General features: G+C 35.5%; 22 protein-coding genes. 4 read left to right on the forward strand and 18 right to left on the reverse strand.

Features of this window, described 5'->3' with window-relative positions; genetic code table 11:
• Positions 1 to 200 precede the first annotated feature (200 nt).
• Positions 201 to 1,220, reverse strand: a complete 1,020-nt coding sequence (locus MKX29_RS23190; RefSeq protein ID WP_322909207.1) for a SepM family pheromone-processing serine protease — start codon at positions 1,218 to 1,220, stop codon at positions 201 to 203.
• A complete protein-coding gene (locus MKX29_RS23195) occupies positions 1,217 to 2,005 on the reverse strand; it encodes a patatin-like phospholipase family protein (RefSeq protein ID WP_307314603.1) in 789 nt (262 codons plus the stop codon). The genes MKX29_RS23190 and MKX29_RS23195 overlap by 4 nt, the downstream gene beginning before the upstream one ends.
• Before the next feature lie 311 nt (positions 2,006 to 2,316).
• On the opposite strand from MKX29_RS23195, the gene ylbJ reads away from it, so the two are divergent.
• The gene (ylbJ, locus tag MKX29_RS23200; protein ID WP_341108018.1) at positions 2,317 to 3,531 is read left to right on the forward strand and encodes a sporulation integral membrane protein YlbJ; all 1,215 of its coding nucleotides are present in this window, start codon (positions 2,317 to 2,319) and stop codon (positions 3,529 to 3,531) included.
• Between the two features lie 71 nt (positions 3,532 to 3,602).
• Here ylbJ and coaD read toward each other — a convergent pair whose 3' ends face one another.
• The 3 genes from coaD to MKX29_RS23215 all read right to left on the reverse strand — a co-directional run bounded on the left by coaD (position 3,603) and on the right by MKX29_RS23215 (position 6,388).
• Positions 3,603 to 4,085: a pantetheine-phosphate adenylyltransferase gene (gene coaD / locus MKX29_RS23205; RefSeq protein ID WP_095369637.1), complete on the reverse strand. Its 483-nt coding sequence runs from the start codon at positions 4,083 to 4,085 to the stop codon at positions 3,603 to 3,605.
• 23 nt (positions 4,086 to 4,108) lie between these two features.
• Positions 4,109 to 4,672 (reverse strand): 16S rRNA (guanine(966)-N(2))-methyltransferase RsmD, encoded by a 564-nt coding sequence (gene rsmD / locus MKX29_RS23210; RefSeq protein WP_341108021.1) that lies wholly within the window; start codon positions 4,670 to 4,672, stop codon positions 4,109 to 4,111.
• A 333-nt stretch (positions 4,673 to 5,005) separates the two neighbouring features.
• Positions 5,006 to 6,388 carry a hypothetical protein gene (locus MKX29_RS23215; RefSeq protein WP_341055219.1) on the reverse strand — a complete coding sequence of 461 codons (1,383 nt, stop codon included), beginning with the start codon at positions 6,386 to 6,388 and terminating at the stop codon, positions 5,006 to 5,008.
• A gap of 131 nt (positions 6,389 to 6,519) precedes the next feature.
• Between MKX29_RS23215 and MKX29_RS23220 the strand changes: the two genes are divergently transcribed.
• Complete coding sequence (locus MKX29_RS23220) at positions 6,520 to 6,909, forward strand: DUF7147 family protein (protein WP_095369640.1); 390 nt, start codon at positions 6,520 to 6,522, stop codon at positions 6,907 to 6,909.
• A 50-nt stretch (positions 6,910 to 6,959) separates the two neighbouring features.
• Here the strand turns inward: MKX29_RS23220 and MKX29_RS23225 are convergent, their stop codons facing one another.
• The 5 genes from MKX29_RS23225 to MKX29_RS23245 form a co-directional block, all read right to left on the reverse strand.
• Positions 6,960 to 7,235: a YlbG family protein gene (locus MKX29_RS23225; protein WP_095369641.1), complete on the reverse strand. Its 276-nt coding sequence runs from the start codon at positions 7,233 to 7,235 to the stop codon at positions 6,960 to 6,962.
• Between the two features lie 122 nt (positions 7,236 to 7,357).
• Complete coding sequence (locus tag MKX29_RS23230) at positions 7,358 to 7,798, reverse strand: YlbF family regulator (RefSeq protein ID WP_095369642.1); 441 nt, start codon at positions 7,796 to 7,798, stop codon at positions 7,358 to 7,360.
• A gap of 65 nt (positions 7,799 to 7,863) precedes the next feature.
• Positions 7,864 to 8,295 carry a hypothetical protein gene (locus tag MKX29_RS23235; protein WP_095369643.1) on the reverse strand — a complete coding sequence of 144 codons (432 nt, stop codon included), beginning with the start codon at positions 8,293 to 8,295 and terminating at the stop codon, positions 7,864 to 7,866.
• Between the two features lie 89 nt (positions 8,296 to 8,384).
• Positions 8,385 to 8,624, reverse strand: coding sequence for a YlbE-like family protein (locus MKX29_RS23240; protein WP_191812444.1), 240 nt, complete (start codon positions 8,622 to 8,624; stop codon positions 8,385 to 8,387).
• Positions 8,625 to 8,639: 15 nt separating this feature from the next.
• Complete coding sequence (locus MKX29_RS23245) at positions 8,640 to 9,044, reverse strand: YlbD family protein (RefSeq protein WP_341108024.1); 405 nt, start codon at positions 9,042 to 9,044, stop codon at positions 8,640 to 8,642.
• A 201-nt stretch (positions 9,045 to 9,245) separates the two neighbouring features.
• Here MKX29_RS23245 and MKX29_RS23250 point away from each other — a divergent pair, with 201 nt between their 5' ends.
• Complete coding sequence (locus MKX29_RS23250) at positions 9,246 to 9,734, forward strand: PaaI family thioesterase (RefSeq protein ID WP_341108026.1); 489 nt, start codon at positions 9,246 to 9,248, stop codon at positions 9,732 to 9,734.
• Between the two features lie 46 nt (positions 9,735 to 9,780).
• Here MKX29_RS23250 and MKX29_RS23255 read toward each other — a convergent pair whose 3' ends face one another.
• Positions 9,781 to 10,863 carry a CAP domain-containing protein gene (locus MKX29_RS23255; protein ID WP_095369646.1) on the reverse strand — a complete coding sequence of 361 codons (1,083 nt, stop codon included), beginning with the start codon at positions 10,861 to 10,863 and terminating at the stop codon, positions 9,781 to 9,783.
• A 495-nt stretch (positions 10,864 to 11,358) separates the two neighbouring features.
• On the opposite strand from MKX29_RS23255, the gene MKX29_RS23260 reads away from it, so the two are divergent.
• Positions 11,359 to 11,718, forward strand: coding sequence for a YugN family protein (locus MKX29_RS23260; RefSeq protein WP_095369647.1), 360 nt, complete (start codon positions 11,359 to 11,361; stop codon positions 11,716 to 11,718).
• Between the two features lie 26 nt (positions 11,719 to 11,744).
• On the opposite strand, the gene MKX29_RS23265 is transcribed toward MKX29_RS23260, so the two are convergent.
• The 7 genes from MKX29_RS23265 to coxB form a co-directional block, all read right to left on the reverse strand.
• Positions 11,745 to 12,074, reverse strand: a complete 330-nt coding sequence (locus tag MKX29_RS23265; RefSeq protein WP_095369648.1) for a hypothetical protein — start codon at positions 12,072 to 12,074, stop codon at positions 11,745 to 11,747.
• Positions 12,075 to 12,383: 309 nt separating this feature from the next.
• On the reverse strand, positions 12,384 to 12,851 hold the full coding sequence (locus MKX29_RS23270) for a DUF420 domain-containing protein (protein WP_095369649.1): 468 nt from the start codon (positions 12,849 to 12,851) through the stop codon (positions 12,384 to 12,386).
• A gap of 184 nt (positions 12,852 to 13,035) precedes the next feature.
• The gene (gene ctaG / locus MKX29_RS23275; RefSeq protein WP_095369650.1) at positions 13,036 to 13,938 is read right to left on the reverse strand and encodes a cytochrome c oxidase assembly factor CtaG; all 903 of its coding nucleotides are present in this window, start codon (positions 13,936 to 13,938) and stop codon (positions 13,036 to 13,038) included.
• A gap of 269 nt (positions 13,939 to 14,207) precedes the next feature.
• A complete protein-coding gene (gene ctaF, locus MKX29_RS23280) occupies positions 14,208 to 14,540 on the reverse strand; it encodes a cytochrome c oxidase subunit IVB (protein WP_095369651.1) in 333 nt (110 codons plus the stop codon).
• Between the two features lie 3 nt (positions 14,541 to 14,543).
• On the reverse strand, positions 14,544 to 15,173 hold the full coding sequence (locus MKX29_RS23285) for a cytochrome (ubi)quinol oxidase subunit III (RefSeq protein ID WP_095369652.1): 630 nt from the start codon (positions 15,171 to 15,173) through the stop codon (positions 14,544 to 14,546).
• Positions 15,173 to 17,038, reverse strand: a complete 1,866-nt coding sequence (gene ctaD, locus MKX29_RS23290; RefSeq protein WP_322909201.1) for a cytochrome c oxidase subunit I — start codon at positions 17,036 to 17,038, stop codon at positions 15,173 to 15,175. Before ctaD ends, MKX29_RS23285 begins: the two co-directional genes overlap by 1 nt.
• A gap of 34 nt (positions 17,039 to 17,072) precedes the next feature.
• Positions 17,073 to 18,131 (reverse strand): cytochrome c oxidase subunit II, encoded by a 1,059-nt coding sequence (gene coxB / locus MKX29_RS23295; protein ID WP_095369654.1) that lies wholly within the window; start codon positions 18,129 to 18,131, stop codon positions 17,073 to 17,075.
• Positions 18,132 to 18,623 lie beyond the last annotated feature (492 nt).

The following is an 18,623-nucleotide window of genomic DNA, read 5'->3' on the forward strand; positions in this document are numbered from 1 at the left end:
TAGGTCCTTCTCCTCTTCATTCTTCACACTACTTGTACACCTAGGCAATAGAATTCGAATAAATTTACATAGATTGTATAATTTGGTGTTACTTATAACTAAGCAGAAATAAATCTCATAAAAAAAACGGAGAAATTCTGATGATTGAGCAGAATCTCTCCGTTTATACATTACATGCCCCACACGACAGGTCCTTGGATCTATGATTTATTTTCTAGCCCTTCTAAGTACTTCACGGCATCAGCAAAAGTGTCAATTGGGATGATTTTCATATCAGTACCAATATCTTTAGCTGTTTTAACAGCTTCTTTGTAGTTTGACTTATTACTATTATTCTCATTCGGTGCAAAGAAAATGTCTGCGCCGGCATTATCTGCAGCCACAATTTTTTGATCTATTCCACCGATGCGCCCTACTGTGCCATCTGGTGAGATTGTGCCAGTTCCAGCGATTTCATAACCCTTTGTTAAATCTCCCTCAACTAACTGATTATAAATTTCTAATGAAAACATAAAGCCAGCTGATGGACCTCCAATTTCACTTGTATCAATCGCCACTTCTGGATCTACTGATATCTCTTTATCATCCACTAAAGTAATGCCCACACCAGCCTTCCCAGTCGCAGCAATTTTCTCTAGTTCGATATCGGTTTCTCTTTGTTCCCCATTTCTTTCAAACGTAAGGGATATGCTATCACCTTCCGATTTTGATGAAACCATATCAATGAATTGCTCCGAAGATTGAAAAGATTTTCCATCTACTTTTGTTACCCTATCTGATGCTTCAAGTTTCCCTTCTGCTGGCATACCTTCCATAATATTAAGTACATACACGCCTTGATAATTGTAATTCACATCTAATCCAGCATGTTGATATGCCACTTCTATGGCTGACTGCTTGGAGTTATCCATTAAGTATAATTGCCTTAACTGATATTCTCTATCTGTTTCATCATCTCTTCGGATATCCTCGATAGGATAAATATGTTGATATTTTTGCCATTTTGCCCATAAATAAGTATAAATATTAGCTTTGCCCATTCTTATAGTCGTAAGCATGAAACTACCTGTAGCGCTGTCACCATTCTCAACTTCAATGATTGGTTCTAATTCTTTCGCCATACCTGGCTTTGAGACATAATAAGGAAGTTGTATAAAAGAAGTAACAAGGACGAGTAATGCTAAGACGAAGAAGGAGCGAGCCCAAATTTTTCTTTTCATTCATTTGGCTCCTTCCAATTTTTGATAATTTCTTTTATTGTGTCGATATATTTGAGCGCTTCCTCTTCTCCTATCTTAATTATTTCATTTATATTTGTAAAAGCTTTTGAACTATACATCTCTACACTTGGTCGAATCATCACATTGGATGCTATTTCACGGTTAATCACATTCTCCATTTGTAAAATATCTAGGCTCTGCATAATAACATCATAAATGGAGTGTATCTCTGTCTGAACATTTACTCTTGAGACATCAACAGCAATAATAATATCTGCGCCCATATCTTTTACAACCGAAACAGGCACACGGTCAATAACCCCTCCATCAACTAGTAGCCGTCCTTCAACCTTTTCAGGTACAAAAATACCAGGAATAGATATACTTGCTCTAACAGCTTCTGCTATTGGCCCGTCTTGAAAAATAACCTTTTCTCCCTTCTGGATGTCAGTTGCGACTACAGAAACAGGAATATTTAAATCTTCTATTTTCTTGTCTTGTGTGAATACACGGATGAATTCCTTCACTCGATTACCAGCGACAAATCCCATTCTAGGGACCGTAAAATCTAAATAATACTTTCTTTTAAAAACAGTGGAAAATTTATATAATGTTTCAATATCTATTCCTGTAGCGTAAAAGCAGCCTACCATTGCCCCCATACTGCTCCCTGCAATCATGTCAATTGGTATATCTTCATCCACAAGCGCTTTTATTACACCAAGATGTGCAAACCCACGCGCACCACCAGATCCGAGAGCAAGACCTATTTTTGGTCGAACCAAAATCTTTCCCTCCAATCCCTTTCATAAAATGATTGTCTTTCTTCTTTAATGTATTGATATCAAACAACAAAATACTATTTATTATCTTATGTATAAATAGTTGCTTTAGTTAACAGACGAATGATTTCATTTTCAGATATTTCCATACTTTTTTGTAAAGTTCGAATCTTTTTAAAATGAAGATTCATCAATAGTAAGTAAATGTCATTTTGAAATCAATGGTCTAATTTTTCATCTGTCGTCGTATATTCAATAGAAGAAGGACATGCTTACATTGTGTTCCAGCCGTATTACATAAGGGAGGCTCGTTCGTGTCACGTTCAAAGTTAAAAACAGTCATGCTTGCACTTTCGGCATCATTAATCGCCGTTTCACTTATATTATATCCACAAGAATCCGTTGATGCATCGAGAAGGGGCCTCGAAATGTGGTGGGAGATTGTTTTTCCTTCACTTTTACCGTTTTTTATTATAGCCGAGGTTTTAATCGGTTTTGGTGTAGTAAAATTTATTGGTGTACTATTAGAACCACTCATGCGACCACTATTCAGAGTTCCAGGTGTAGGTGGCTTTGTGTTAGCCATGGGAATGGCATCTGGTTATCCAGCTGGAGCAAAGTTCACTGTAAGATTAAGACAAGAGAAACAAATATCACGTCTGGAAGCAGAGCGACTTGTTTCCTTCTCTAACTGTTCCAATCCCTTGTTTATTTTTGGCGCAGTGTCTGTTGGTTTCTTTCATAATACAAAATTAGGGATTATCCTTGCTTTAGCCCATTATCTTGGTAATTTAACTGTAGGTTTAATCATGCGGTTTTACGGACGAAAGGAAGAAAAGAAGAACACTAAGATAGCGACGCCCACCGCGCGAAAATTTTCATTTAAGGAAGCATTTAATGTCTTACATGAAACAAGATTACAAGAACAGCGTCCATTAGGAAAACTTGTTGGTGATGCTGTAATATCTTCTATTCATACTTTATTAATGATCGGTGGCTTTATTATTTTATTTTCGGTCATAAATAAATTATTATTCCACATCGGCATTACAGACTTTTTCGCTCATGGGCTCGGTTTATTATTATCTATTTTCCAAATCTCCCCTGATTTTAGTAAAGCATTATTTTCTGGCATATTTGAACTGACTCAAGGAAATCAGATGACTGCTCAAGTCGATCATGTTCCGTTGCTACAAAAAGTAATGATCGCCAGTGCTATCTTGGCCTTCTGTGGATTTAGTGTTCAATCACAAGTCGCAAGCATTATCGCTCAATCCGATATTCGTTTTAAGCCATTTTTCATCGCTCGTATTATTCATTCATTTATTGCTGCTTTTTACGCCTACCTTTTTTGGCATTTACTCTACGACCGTGTGTCATTTGAGCAACCATCTAACGCCATACCCGTTTTTCAAGGCGAAGCCTTTACCATATATGATTACATGATAACACTTGGACCTCTCATTACTTTATTTTCTCTTATTATATATATTTTCATCTACTATCGTAGGCATTTTCTTTCCCATTAGTACACGACCTTAAAACTAAAAGATTGTATAAAAAAAGGCAGACACTCCCTGAGTTGATCTGCCTCTTTATTTTACTTAGCGAATTTTTTATGTAGCGCATCTTGTACCACAGCTGGAACGAGGTCAGAAATATCTCCTTGATATTTTGCCACTTCTTTTACGATACTTGAGCTCAAGAAGGAATATTGATTATTCGTCATAACAAAGAATGTTTCAATCTCATCATTTAATACGCGATTCATCGATGTGATTTGCATCTCATATTCAAAGTCAGATACTGCCCTTAGACCGCGAATGATTGCTTTTGCATTTACACTTTTTGCATAATCCACTAATAAACCTTGAAAAGTCCCAACCTTGACATTAGGAATGTCTTTCGTCACTTCTTCAATTAAATGAATTCTTTCTTCAACAGAAAAGAGTGGATTCTTAGAAGAATTATTAAGTAGCACGACATGTATTTCATCAAATACTTTTGCTCCCCTTTTAATAATATCTAAATGGCCAAAAGTAATTGGATCAAAACTTCCTGGGCATACGGCAATCCCGCTCATTTTTATTCCCCCTGCTTTCTAATTTATTCATTAGGTACAATATAACGATAAATGGAAACAGCAATGATACCATAGCTTTCATACTTTACTTGTTCTAAGTCCCCGCATAATGTGGGTAATTGTATATCCGAGCTATGTTCACACATTATAATGCCACTTTGCTTTAGTAACCTCTGTTGACTAATGATTTCTAACAATTTAACGAGTTGCTGCTTTTTGTAAGGTGGATCAAGGAAGATATAATCAAATTGCAACTCCCTTTTCATAATGGCTTTTAAAGCTCTTTCTGCGTCATTTCTATAAACTTCAACGTCTTCTTCGATTTTACAAATTCGTAAATTTTCATGTACTGTATGTATTGCTTTGCTATCAAGATCAACGAAAATCGCTTTTTCTACACCTCTACTTAATGACTCAATCCCAAGGCCGCCACTTCCAGCGAACAAATCAAGTGCAATGCCACCATCAAAATAGGGTCCTATCATATTAAAGATTGCTTCTTTTACTTTATCAGTTGTTGGTCTTGTTGATTTGCCAGGAACGGCTTTAAGTTGCATTCCTTTATATTGACCAGATACTACCCGCATACTACTACTCACCACTTATTCTAAATTCAATTTTTCTTCATCATCCTACCATACTTTTTATAGGAAACAAACTCATATTCTCCTAAGTATTTCAAGAGATGTCGAATAAAAATGTATAACAATGTCTTATATGGAGATAATGAAATTAACAGCATCTAAACGATGTTGTTGCCAACCGCGGAGAAGACTTACGTTTCCCCATAAGTTCTTCCTCCGGTTTCTCCTCTCCCTTTACCTTCTGCCTATTAGATGGTTGGAAGGACCCTGTAGGTTTTTGCTACAGGGATTTTTTATTTTTATCGACGGTGAACTCATTCCACATATGCTTTCCTTTTACATGTCAAAATAAACTTTATTACCCTCTTCTCTGAAGTTTATATGAAAAATAGACTGGAGCCATTTTTTTTCTAAATAATACTCTCCATTCATCTTTTTCAGTGGATGTTCTAACAAGCCAAAAACCTCTTCGTTTCTTATAAAAATCGACTGGTCTGAATATAGACGATAAACATCTTTGTCATTAAAGATTGCCCATTCCGTTTCAGATAAACGCTCTGTTTCAAACTCGAGGAATGACATTGTCTTTTGTAGAGGTACCCACTCTATTCCATCAATTTCAATTACTTTCACAGTTAATTTTTTATTATTCCAATGATAATCTTTCATTGTATATAATTCTAAAGAAACCGGTTGTTTATTCCTTAATAATTCAGCAAAGAAGTTCGTTTGTTTTCCCGTTATTTGATAAAGTATCTCATCCATATCTTCTGGTACGAAACTTTCATCCAAGTCGGAAATATTGGCAACAAGCTGTTCCAACTCACTTGAAGTTAGCTTTTCTTTTAGTTCGTTAAAAGCATACATACTTAAATCAAACCGAGGATTTTCATCAATAATAAATGAGGTTAACAAATCCAATAACCATTCTATTTCTTCACTTTCAATAGAATGGAAATAGAGAGAGTCTACTAATTCTCTTTCTAATAATTCTCCACTAGGTAAAATGAGAATGCCTCCAAATAGACCACTTTTCAACTGATTAGTTGTAATGATACTTAAAAAGTTTGCTTCTTTTACCTTTTCTTCATGTTTTTGTATCAGTTCTTTGATCTCAGGATAGTGATTACCATAGTACGAATACTGCGTTTCGTTTCGCTCGGTGTTTATTTCTTCATTATACCAAAGCAGTGCCGGATTGTTGGTCTTACCAGAAAAGAAGTAATAATCTATTAGATCCTCTTTTACGAACCCAGATAAAGGAATACCAGCCAGCCACTTTCCATTTCGATGGTGAGATTCAATGATTTTTAATTCCACATGATCTATAGTGACACCCTTTAATTGAAATAACCAATCACGAATCAAAGTGTTAGTCTTTTTATTTAGAGGCAAACTATAGGTAATATGTAACTGACTACCTTTAGTTTCAATTATATTTTCAGCTCGCCAAACTCTCTTACACTCATCTTTATCATTATATGTACATGTCCAATTTGAAGCTTTCTCCGGTACGATTATTTCGTAAATGGATTTGTCAGATAAACTAGAAATCGTTTGAAAGACTTGCACAGATTTTTCATCTGAATGAATGGTAACATTTGTTTGTGCACTTTCTTGTGCATTGACAGTTTGCTCATCTGTTATGAATTGGTCCCATTGGTTAAAAAATATACAGAGAATAATGATAACAAAAAGAATAGAAATGACCTTTTTCATCTTGTGCTCCCTTACTACTCATTCAAGAGATAATTGTACCTAATTATATATAAACACCGAATATCCTTCTAATCAATAAAAAAAAATGATAAAGTAGGGAAGTGTTGATTAAACATAAAAGGAGAACAAATATGATTCAAAGATTTATTGAACTCGGAGAAGGGTTTTCTGACATTTATGAATTGATAGAGATAGCGAAAAGGAATGATGACCGCCTTAAACATATGATGGTTTTACATACAACCATAAATGACAAGGCGATGAGTTCACTTATCGTGATATTAAACCCACCTGCTGAAGGTAAATTCCAACCTATATATATATGCAGAGAAGGCGTGCCAAATCATACAATCAAACCTAATAAACGCTTTCAATTATTTGCGGATACAGCGAAAGAGTTAAATAAAGAACTCATCCAATTCAATGTGAAACCTTCGACACTTTTCTCTGAGAAAGACTTATATTTTCAACATTTAATCGCTATTTTCAGGTTAAATCACTATTTACCTGCACTAACTTAAACAAACCTAGGCACTATATTTACTATATGTGCCTAGGTTTGTTTAAGTTGTTAAATGCCCATCTTATAATCATACTCTTTTGCTTTATCTGGTTTTGCGTTTTCAAATTCAGTTTTTAAAAAAGGTTTGTATGAAGGTTCAACTTTTTTAACAAACGAATATGAACTAATCTTTTCAGTTAAAGCGTCGATATCCTCCATGTTACAATAAACAACTACGTACTTTAACCGTTTCGATACAAAATGAACGTTCCCAAAGCGACGTAACATTTTCGCTTGCTTTAATGAATAAAGCCAAACAATTAAACCTTGCCTCTCTCCAAGCATAATACTTCCCCTTTTGTTCAAATGATTGTTATTAGTCTAGCATATATTTCATTATTTTTACAATGTGATTGATTTTTTCATTCTCTATCTTTTAAAAAAACAGTGCGGTCATGACCGCACTGTTAAGCAGAACAGCTACATGCTCCGCCTGATCCACAACCACCCGAACAAGCATTATCAAAAAATGGGTTACCTGTTGGGACTTTAATATGTTGAGACACAGAGTGACTTATAATGACGCTAATTTCGTCAAGCAAACTCTGTAACTCTGTTTCCGATTGCCTATACGCTGCAACATACGGATCCATATCCATTTCTCTCTTTAACTGACGTATAGACATCGTAACTCTTTTATAATCAGGATGATACTTACCAAATCGTTGTACATCCTCATAAAGATCTTTCATTTCAACAAATTGACGAATCTTTTCCTGAGTTTCAGGATTTGATTGCATCTCCTTGAGGCATTGCTTGTATTGAGTAGCTTCCTCAGACTTGACAATCATCGTGACAATCTCATCGGCTACGTCCAATATCTCTAATCTTTCTAAAGTAGCAAGCATCTGGAAGCTCACCTCCACTTTTCATCATATCATGGAATACCTAAAATCTAAAGTACTGAGAAGAATTATTCCACTTGTACGATAAATTCTTTTGTCAAAAAGTAAAGCGCGGGATCACTACTCACTACTTCTAGTTTGATATGATGTTTCCCTTGTGACAACCCTTTTATTTTGAAAGCTGCGCGGTTGATTTCTTCTGTTTTCTCCCCATCAACATAAACAATAAACTTTCCCTTCACCCCTTGTCGATCTTCTCTAAATGTTATCCCATCAACAATACATTCAATAAATACATCGTTACCTTCCACTAAATGCTTGACGAAGAAATCTTGTGGCCCTTTTGCCATGGCCGTTGTTACCGGAATAGATTCTCTAATTTCAAGCCCCTTAACAGGAGCTAGTATGCTATTTGTTTCTGGCTCTGGAATATCTTTGGTGCAAGCTACTAATAAGATGAATAAAATACAAAGCGAGAAGTATTGATATATTTTCTGCAAGCTCATCAACCCTTTTTATTATGTATTATTTGCTTTTACATAATAATTACTCATAAAAAATAGCCTTCTTCCTAAGCGAAGAAGACCATTTATGATTGACTGTTCATTGCTTGAAACATGCTCATCATCATAGATGCCATCTGAACCCCATTAGAAAACTTTTCTACATGATGAGGAATTGTTTTTTTATGATAATGTAAAGACGCTACTTCTAATTTCTGTATTTCTGTTGGGTTTCGCGATAACGTTCGATACCACTGTGGCTGTTCTCTAACGAACTTTTTTAATTCTTCATTTTGTTGAATATACTCTCTTATATCTTTACGCAAAGATTTTCACCTTCTTTAATCTTTTTTAAATGCAAATGGATTTGGCTTTTGAGCAATTGAATTTGATTTAGTAGAGCTTTTAGAGGTTGTAGCTCCTCCTTGAAATTGTGATAACACCCCTTGAATTGCTCCGAGAGCCTGGCTCATATTTGTAATATAACCTTGTACTTGATTAACATCCATGTTTTTTACAGTTCCCATCACTTGATTGATCCAATCTTGTTTGTTTTCAGTAGTGGTTTCGGAAGAATCACTCTTCTGATCACGCACATCTTGCTCATCATCTTCCAATAGGTACCATTCTTCATACAATTGCTGCATCGACTTTTTGCCGGACCTCACTTCTTTTAGTACTGATGGATTCTTTTTCACATAAGACTTAAACCGTTCCACAGTTGGGTGCAATTGTTTCTGTGCCACTATTATTCACCTCGTTTTCGTTACAAATGCCTACTTTATTGTATGAGTGCACCTCCATAATAGTGATAAATTTCTATATTTCTATTGGTTAGGTTTCTGTTACGATAAAGATAAGCACATATACAAAACTTCATTTTATTGGAATGAGGATGAAACGGTTTATGCTTAAAGTTAATGATATAACAAGGAGTTTCACAAATTATGACAAAGAAAGATTTCTTACTTCAAAAGTTTTCACAAATTATTGCCGAGACTAATGACAAAGATTTAGCGTTAATCGATAGTATTGTGGATAGTTTAGAAAGAGAGCAAAATGGGGCTAATCGTTCATATATTGAAGCATTTATGAATGTAGAAGAACAGTTAGAAGATGATGCTGTTACAATTTCCATCCCTATTACACCTCTACTTTATAATCCGCTTGGTATTGTTCACGGAGGTATGATTGCTACACTCATTGATACTGCAATGGGTACTCTAAGCAATGAAGCAGCTCCGTTAGATAAGGTGGCAGTGACTACACAATTAAACATTCATTATTTAGCTGCAATTAAAGGCAACAACCTTACTTGTCATGCAACAATCACTCATAAAGGAAGTCGTATGATGGTCCTCTCTGCAGTCGTTGAAAGAGACGACGGTAAGAAGGTTGCAGCTGCTTCCTCTAACTTTTTTGTTATTGGAAAGTGAACAAAAAAAAGACGTGCACTCATCATACAATGAGTATGCCACGTCTTTATTCTTGTTCCCATTTTTCAATAAAGTTTTGTGTAAAGTGCTTCTTATGAACACCTACACCAATGTGAGTAAATTGTTCGTTCAATAAAGTTTCACGATGCGCACTACTATTTAACCATCCCTCCATTACTGAAGGTGCATCTACATAATTAGCAGCGATATTTTCACCAGCAGATAGATAAGCAACCTCGCCCGCTTTTAGGCGATCTGACAGTTCACCATATTCATCCGACGTATGCGAAAAGGCTTCACTTTCATACATATCCACACTGTGGTTATATGCTACTTCTTGGGTCTGCTCATCTAAGCTAAGCTCATTCACATTATATCTTTCTCTCATTACGTTTGTAATATCAATAATCTGCTGCTCCATTCCTCGATTGATAGCGGCTTCTTCCTCTTCTTCTATATCATTTACGACAAATAACTCGCCCCTATAAACTAATTCATAAGGCCTTAACATCACGAAAGACTCATCATTTAGAAAACGTACACTAGAAAGCGTACCTGTAAATTTATCTAAATAAAGTAATGCATAATAATCGCCAATTCTAATAATTGGTCTCATATTCATGTCCGCTTCTGATAACTCAAAGCGATAAACACTACCTTCGAATTCAATTTCTATATTTGTTTCTGCATATAACGAAGAATAAATTTCTCCTGATGGTTGTCCTATTTTAAAAGGGGTAACATCCACTTCTTCACCTGTGGCATATATGGAAATAACTTTCCCTTCCCATATACCGACTTGTATATATTCATGGTTGCCATTCGGATAAATCCACCATTCATAGCCTTGAAGTGTAGGATCAATCCGTTCCGGTTCACCAAACTCTTTCTTTATATCCGAAGCTTTTGACCCCATTAAAGTAAGCAACCCTTCTTCAGGCATCTCAGCAACCATTGACTCTTCATCCTGTTGATTACCTATCGTCTCATCTTGAGCAACTTCTGTACCCTCATCACTCAACAGCAGTTGATCTTCACTACTAAAATCTAAGTATAACCATATAACGGTAAGAGCCAATATCAGTACAAATACGCGTAATACACTCTTCAGAGAACTTGCACCTCCCATGACTTCTTTTAAACCCGGACACTTCTATTATATCCATGTCATAAACATGAGTATCGTTAAGAATCACATAACTCCCAATCTTTCCAATACAAGAAAAAGTATTTTTTATAACATATGTTTAAATATAGTATATCATCACATAGAAATGGATAATAGCAAGTTGTTTATGAATTAAGAAAACCTTTACAACAACTATAAGTTACGCTTCAATAAAGAAGCTAATTTAAATTGTTTAAAAATCTCGATTTAAAGGTTTATACATCTTATTATACATGGAAATGAACTTTATATCATTAACCTCTATATGTATCATTCTTTTCACTAATTTTTTCATTATACATATATGAAGGATGTTGGGAATACTAGTGTTAGGTGAATATAATGATCCATTTGAAAAAGATTGCAACTTGTCCATTTTTCAACTATTATTAAATTTGAGATGATTCAATATTGGTTCTGTTTACCAATTGTTTTTTTCAGGAGGGATTGATTATTATGAAGCTTGAAAATACGGGTTTAGAAAACAAGCAAGTTGAACTAAAGCGACTAGATGACCTAATGGATTCTTATCAGTTAGTACGTGCAGGACAGTGGGATTATGAAAGAGTTACATACGATCGAAAATTTGAATTAAAAGAAGGAATCTACTATCTTCGTGTATTTGGACATGCAGTCGAAGGGGACGTTGGCGCTAGAAAGGCGACGATTCAATTACTTACTCCTTTATTAGGCAAACATTATTATCCTCATGGAGTAGAATATGGGGATGGCGAACACTTTCCACAATCACTTGTTAAGCAATCTGAAAAGATCCTAACAGACATTAATAATGATTTAGAACAAATACTTAAGTAAGCAAAAAAAACGTGAAGAACAAATCTTCACGTTTTTTCTATCGAGTCGATAGAGCAATGCTCTATTTTCAAAACCACCTTACCAACGCGAAGTCCAGTCAATAATCGAATATCTTCAATAATTTGTTTTTGTAAAATCATCAAATCTGTTAATACTTCTTTATAAGGTCTAATACTTAATCTTACTTCAATTATCACCTGATCATCTAATCGCGTAATAATATCTTCACTACTTCTTCTAATTAACCTTACCTTTTCCTCTGCACCATCCATTTGAAGATAGCGTATATTGGATTCTACAATGGATGAAATGATAAATTTGCGTACTTTTTGTTTTTCCACATCTCGCTTTTCCAATTGCATCATCCATTCATTTCTGAATTCAACCTTATTAAGTAAAGGATATTATAGTTAATGCAGTTTGATCTCATTTTGTTCTGCTATGTTTACAAAAAGTACTCTTTAGACAGTAACCTAAAAACTTCTTGTTTCTTACTATTTGATGGTCTTACTTACTTTATTCTCATTTATTCTTTCTTCATTTACAGTTTTACGTATTACTGTGTCAAGTATTGACATGGAAATACAAGCAAGCAAAAAAAGTCCGAACCTATTCGAATGATACTAGCACTCGAATAAGCTCGGACTTACATGACTTTGGACTTTTTAGAATCCGAATATCGCTTTGATTAATGATGTTGTTTCTCCGCCATGATAAAAAACATATAGTAGTAAATAAACGGCTACCCCCGTAATGGCAGTAGCAAACCAAATAATACTTGTAAAGGGACCGATCTTTCTATGAAGCTTTAACTTATTCTTATATCCCGTATACAAGTTAATGATTCCAAGTACCGCTCCTGATGTGGCCAATGTAATATGAAAGACAAGAAAAAGGGTATAATAAATTTTTATATCATCAGGGCCACCAAATGATGTATTTCCGATAAAGATTGTTCGACTAGCATAAATAATAAAGAATATGATGGCAAAAATGCCAGCTAATGTCATCGATTTTTTATGTGCGTCAATTTTTCTCTTACTAATTTGAACCCAACCAATTGCCACCATAATGGCACTTAACACGATAAAGGTTGTACTGATTGTTGGTAAGACAGGCAATGAATGCTCCATAGTAACTTCCTTTCTCTTATCAAACTTCCTATATGTACTTTATTCTTCATATAATTACATGAAGAAGCTATGCTCATTTTATAAAAGTATTCCTTCTTTTTCAATCATGATTGAATGGTTTTCGTAAAAGTTCTTTAATTGTTCAAAAATGGAGCCTACCTTAGTAGCTAGGTAGGCTCGAGATTTATTCCACTGTTCTTGGGTTCATGAGCTGATTTTCAGCTTCTTTCTCCTCTGACTGTTCTTTGCGATACCATTCAAAAAATACAAGCGCCAAAACATATCCATAAACAATTTCCTGTATAATTTTCATAATAACGCCGCCTAACTGCTGATCATGCAGTAGAGACATACTATTAAACATTTCTGGCCCACTTAAATTTAATCCTGCGAGGGTTCCTGTAGGAACACAGAGAGCTAATGCTTGTCCCCATGCATGTGGATCAGAATACGTTGCATACATCGGTGCGTCTGCAAATATGATCAGTGCACAAGCAGGTGTTAATAGAATACCATCTGCAAAAATATAACCGACTTTTTTTAGCCCACTTATTCTTTGCTGCTCAGGTAACGGCGTGATAAGTGGCCACCACATACATATAGCAAAGAGAAATAAGATGATTGTATAAACTGTATGCAAAGTCATATCTACTTTAATTACATCAAAAATCAATGGGATATGGTAAAAAGAAAATAAGCCATTAAAAAAGATTAAAGCAATTAATGGTTTTGTAAAAAAGCGAAACAATGGTTTTATGATTGGTAAGGCAATAAAGGAACGCCACATCCATTTAGGAATTCCGTAAATAAACAAGATTGGCACAACTAAATAGAGTACACCCATTTGAATCATATGTGCATAAAACATCAAATGTCCCATTAGATCAAGCGGAGATCCCTTAATCAGATATAAGACTAAGATTGCACTGGAAAAGAATAGCGCTTCTTTCTTATGTAATGGTTCACTATTTGCAAAACGGTGGCGAAACTTAACGGTCACTAAAAAATACAAAATTAACAACAAGACCAATGCTAGAAGAAAATACGGACTCCATAATGCTCTAAATCCAAAAATACTAAGTGGCATTCTTACGTCACCTCATTTTATGTAATACTACAGGCCATCATTATTGTTTCTGATATCAATGTCTATTATACGCTTGTCTTAAAGACCGTGGCAACCCACTTTATGGAATCGGTGTCAACATCTTACCTTGATTGTTGTAACTGTCATAAATTTTTAAGAATTGTAGCTCAATTTTGTTATTCATCTATTACATGAATTAATTAGCAATCTATTTTAACCATTTTTAACCCACAAAAAAAACGACTGAAATTTATCAGCCGTTTTTCATTTTACCACCAAATAATTGTCATGAATGCCAGCAGAGTAATGAAAGCTACAAAGACACCTGAATACAGGAACAATGCAGGAGCTTCATGTCCTTTATGGCTCATATGCATGAAATAATATAGTTGGAAGCCTACTTGAACGATTGCTAGTACTAAGATAAACGGAATGGTAAACCATCCGGAAATATCATAGCCAACAGCAATGAAAGCCACAAATGTTAAAAAGATCATCATTGCAAATGAAACAACCTGATATCTCATTTCCTCTGCGCTTTTTCTGCGACGATATTCAATGTCAACTTTTGGGTTACCTGAGTTTAATTCTTCATTTGCCATCAGTTATCCCACCATTCCCATTAAATATACAACCGTAAAGATAAACACCCATACAACATCAATAAAGTGCCAGTATAAACTTGCAACATAAAACTTTGGTGCTGTATAAAGGTCTAATCCACGTTTTGCATTACGTACCATTAATGTAATGATCCATGCAAGACCAAATGCAACGTGACCACCATGGAAGCCTACAAGTGTGTAGAAAGCTGTACCAAATGCTGAACTTGTAAAAGTATGATGGTATTCATGTACATAATGGTTGAATTCATAAACTTCTAAACCAAGGAAAGCTAAACCGAGTAATACGGTAATGCCTAACCATAACTGCATTTTTTTGAAGTTGAAATTCTTCATATGGTACATTGCATAAACACTTGTTAGTGAGCTTGTTAATAACAACATTGTCATAACAAACACTAATGGTATTTCAAAAAGGTCTTTTGCTAAATAATGGTCACTGTTTGGTACACGATCCTTTAATGCTAAATAAGTAGCAAATAAAGTCGCAAATAAAACAGTTTCACCACCAAGAAATAGCCAGAAACCTAAAAATTTATTCTTTCCGTCGAGGGTTTGCTTTTCAGGCGCTGCAGGCCATGTTTCATATGTGAATTTTTCATCTGCCTTCATTATGCCTTACCCCCTTTATCATCATCCATTAATTCCTCTTTATGAATATGATATCCGTGGTCATCTTTCACTGATCTAAAGAACATAGAACCAAAGACAACCAACATGCCGATAATAAGTACTGGGATGCCCCATGAATGTTCATTATGGTACATTGCACCAAATGCCGCGATAAACAATCCTACTGAAATAACAAATGGAACAAATGAATTGTTAGGCATATGGATGTCACCTATTGGCTCAGCAGGAGTCATCTCTTTATTACCTTCCATTTTCTCAATCCAGTAAGCATCTAACCCACGTACAAGCGGAAGCTGTTTAAAGTTATAAAACGGTGGTGGTGATGGTATTGCCCATTCAAGTGTACGTCCGTCACCCCATGGATCGCCACCAACTTTTTTATTCTTCGCAATGGTCATAACCACATTAATTAATAATACGATTGTTGCTACCGCCATAAAGAAGGCACCAACAGTACTTACCAAGTTCGCAGTTTCAAACCCTTGACCTTCGTTAAACGTAAAGATACGACGCGGCATCCCCATTAAACCTAAGAAATGTTGAATAAAGAAGGTTAAATGGAACCCAATTAAAAATAACCAGAATGTTACTTTACCAAGGGCTTCATTCAACATTGTGCCAAACATCTTCGGCCAATATAGATGTAAACCGCCAAGTAATGCGAAGACAACTCCACCAACGATAACATAATGGAAGTGAGCAACAACAAAGTAACTATCATGGTACTGATAATCCTGTGCAGCTGACGCAAGCATAACACCTGTTACTCCACCCATTGTAAAGGTTGGTATAAACGCAATAGCATACAACATTGGGGTTGTAAATTTAATGCTACCGCCCCACATTGTAAAGAGCCAGTTAAATATTTTAATCCCCGTCGGAACAGCGATTGCCATTGTCGCCACAGAGAAAATGGCATTAGCGATCGGACCTAATCCAGTTGTAAACATATGGTGAGCCCATACCATGAAACCTAAAAACCCGATTAACACGGTAGCGAAAACCATTGATGAATAACCAAACAATCTTTTTCTTGAGAAAATCGCAAAGATTTCCGAAAAGATACCAAAAGCTGGTAATACTAAGATATAAACTTCTGGGTGTCCAAAGATCCAGAATAAATGCTCCCAAATAATTGTGTTACCACCCATATCTGGGTTAAAGAAATTTCCTCCAAATAAACGATCAAAAAGCATTAAGAAAAGTGCCACAGTTAGTGGAGGGAATGCAAATAGTATTAATGCTGACGTTACAAACGTTGTCCATGTAAATAACGGCATACGCATATAAGTCATTCCTGGTGCACGCATATTAATAATAGTTACGAGGAAGTTAATCCCTCCTATTAATGTACCCGCACCTGAGATTTGTAATCCTAATACGTAAAAATCTATCCCGTGACCTTCTGACGCAAGTGAAAGGGACGCATAAGAAGTCCAACCAGCATCAGGAGCTCCTCCTAAAAACCACGAAAGGTTTAGGAATACACCACCAAAGAAAAACAACCAGAACCCTAGAGAGTTAAGGAAAGGGAATGCAACATCGCGTGCCCCAATTTGTAGTGGCATAACCGCATTCATAAATGCGAATATCAACGGCATCGCTGCCAAGAAAATCATTGTTGTACCGTGCATAGTGAGTATTTCATTGTATACTCCAGCACTTACAAAATCATTGCCTGGTACGGCTAGCTGGATACGGATAAACATTGCCTCTAGTCCACCGACTAGGAAGAAAAATCCACCAGCAATTAGATAAAGGATGGCAATTTTTTTATGGTCAACAGTTGTTAAGTAATCCCATAAAACGGCGCCAACACCTTTTTTCTGAGCATAGGTACTCACAATTTTACCTCCTTCTTAAACGCAAATCGCCTTATCAATCCTCAACTTTAAGGCCCATTAAGTAATCTGTTAATGCATCGATTTCTTCATCTGAAAGGTCACCATACTGACCTGTCATTTTATTTCCAGGCTTAAATTCTTCTGGATCTTTTATCCAAGCTTTCAGATTCTCTTCTGTATGCTCTAAGTATCCAGCTATATGCGTACGGTCACCAAAAGTTGTCAGGTTAGGACCAACAGCATTTGCTCCTGTAGGCGTAACTGCATGACACCCAATACAGCTTTGATTAAAGATTTCTTGCCCTTGTTCTGCAGACGCAGTTTCAGGTTGAGCTGCTTCTTCCATAGAAGCCAAGTCTTCAGCCCAAGCATCAAAATCATCTTTTGAAATAGCTTTTACTTTAAAGTCCATTAATGCATGTGATGGTCCGCAAAGCTCAGCACATTTCCCATAAAAAATATTACCTACTTCATCAGCTTTTTTACTATCAAATTCTAACCAAAACTTATTCGTATTTTCAGTATTGGTATCAAGCTTACCACCAGCAGCTGGAATCCAGAATGAGTGTTTCACATCTGTTGATAGTAGATTGAAATATACTTTTTCGTCAGTAGGAACCACTAGCTCCTGACTAGTTACGATACCTTGATTCGGATATTCGAACTCCCACCAATAAAGATTCGCTTTAACATTTACCACCGTTACATCTGTTTTCCCCTCTTCATTCTTATCTTCCATAGGAGAAACATCAGCTAAGTCAAACGTAGCTGCAACAGTCGGTACAGCTAAAACTAGAAGTAATAAAATTGGTATAACAGTCCAGATAATCTCTAATTTGTGACTTCCTTCAACTTGTTTAGGGATCTTATCGTCTTTACGACGAAACTTAAACAGTACGATAAGGAAAATGACTGTCACGACAATAATGACACCAACCATAATGAATGTACTCAATAGCATAAGGTCATATTGTGTTTGCGCAACTTCACCCGCTGGTTGTAGTGCCGATATAAATGGCTCACCACAGCCGGCTAGAAATAACGTCGTTACAGCTAACATAAATAGCAGACGCCCTTTTGCAAGCCTTTTCATAGCTTATTCATACCCCTCTTTCGTGAAAATTTCTTTGAGTGCTAAAACTTAATATGGATAAATCTCTCAACAAGAGAGAATCTCCCAACAAATGAAAAATGAGCTACTCCACCAGTAAAATTAAGTAAAGCCCAACACATACTTCTAATCATATTGTTACAAACTTTGGAAAAGGTATTCCTATCTTAGAAAACAACTTTCTTAAAAAGCTTGTCTTCCTTACTATTATGTTCACTTTTTAAATATGTAAGTAATCTCTTTGTGTTTGTTATGTATTTATGAGTAAACATAATATCCAGATTATTAAAAAAATCTTAGACAGATTTCAAGCTATTTTTTCGTTTTCATCCTATTTCCTTTTAGTATGTGATACTGGAAAGCATTTAATGACAGATTAAAAGTTAAGCACTATCTCCACTATAAAGCAAATTAGTTTACATTACCATATTTGTCATTAAATTCACTAAAGCAGTTAAAATTAATTCCAAATCA

The sequence above is a fragment of the Cytobacillus sp. FSL R7-0696 genome (genome assembly GCF_038006865.1).
Classification (GTDB): Bacteria; Bacillota; Bacilli; order Bacillales; family Cytobacillaceae; genus Cytobacillus; species Cytobacillus kochii.

Excerpts from the sequence above, each read along its gene's own strand:
- MKX29_RS23190 (WP_322909207.1), bottom strand. The coding sequence starts at position 1,220 with ATGAAAAGAAAAATTTGGGCTCGCTCCTTCTTCGTCTTAGCATTACTC.
- coaD (WP_095369637.1), bottom strand. The coding sequence starts at position 4,085 with ATGAGCGGGATTGCCGTATGCCCAGGAAGTTTTGATCCAATTACTTTT.
- rsmD (WP_341108021.1), bottom strand. The coding sequence starts at position 4,672 with ATGCGGGTAGTATCTGGTCAATATAAAGGAATGCAACTTAAAGCCGTT.
- MKX29_RS23215 (WP_341055219.1), bottom strand. The coding sequence starts at position 6,388 with ATGAAAAAGGTCATTTCTATTCTTTTTGTTATCATTATTCTCTGTATA.
- MKX29_RS23220 (WP_095369640.1), top strand. The coding sequence starts at position 6,520 with ATGATTCAAAGATTTATTGAACTCGGAGAAGGGTTTTCTGACATTTAT.
- MKX29_RS23225 (WP_095369641.1), bottom strand. The coding sequence starts at position 7,235 with ATGCTTGGAGAGAGGCAAGGTTTAATTGTTTGGCTTTATTCATTAAAG.
- MKX29_RS23230 (WP_095369642.1), bottom strand. The coding sequence starts at position 7,798 with ATGCTTGCTACTTTAGAAAGATTAGAGATATTGGACGTAGCCGATGAG.
- MKX29_RS23250 (WP_341108026.1), top strand. The coding sequence starts at position 9,246 with ATGACAAAGAAAGATTTCTTACTTCAAAAGTTTTCACAAATTATTGCC.
- MKX29_RS23255 (WP_095369646.1), bottom strand. The coding sequence starts at position 10,863 with ATGGGAGGTGCAAGTTCTCTGAAGAGTGTATTACGCGTATTTGTACTG.
- MKX29_RS23260 (WP_095369647.1), top strand. The coding sequence starts at position 11,359 with ATGAAGCTTGAAAATACGGGTTTAGAAAACAAGCAAGTTGAACTAAAG.
- MKX29_RS23270 (WP_095369649.1), bottom strand. The coding sequence starts at position 12,851 with ATGGAGCATTCATTGCCTGTCTTACCAACAATCAGTACAACCTTTATC.
- ctaG (WP_095369650.1), bottom strand. The coding sequence starts at position 13,938 with ATGCCACTTAGTATTTTTGGATTTAGAGCATTATGGAGTCCGTATTTT.
- ctaF (WP_095369651.1), bottom strand. The coding sequence starts at position 14,540 with ATGGCAAATGAAGAATTAAACTCAGGTAACCCAAAAGTTGACATTGAA.
- MKX29_RS23285 (WP_095369652.1), bottom strand. The coding sequence starts at position 15,173 with ATGAAGGCAGATGAAAAATTCACATATGAAACATGGCCTGCAGCGCCT.
- coxB (WP_095369654.1), bottom strand. The coding sequence starts at position 18,131 with ATGAAAAGGCTTGCAAAAGGGCGTCTGCTATTTATGTTAGCTGTAACG.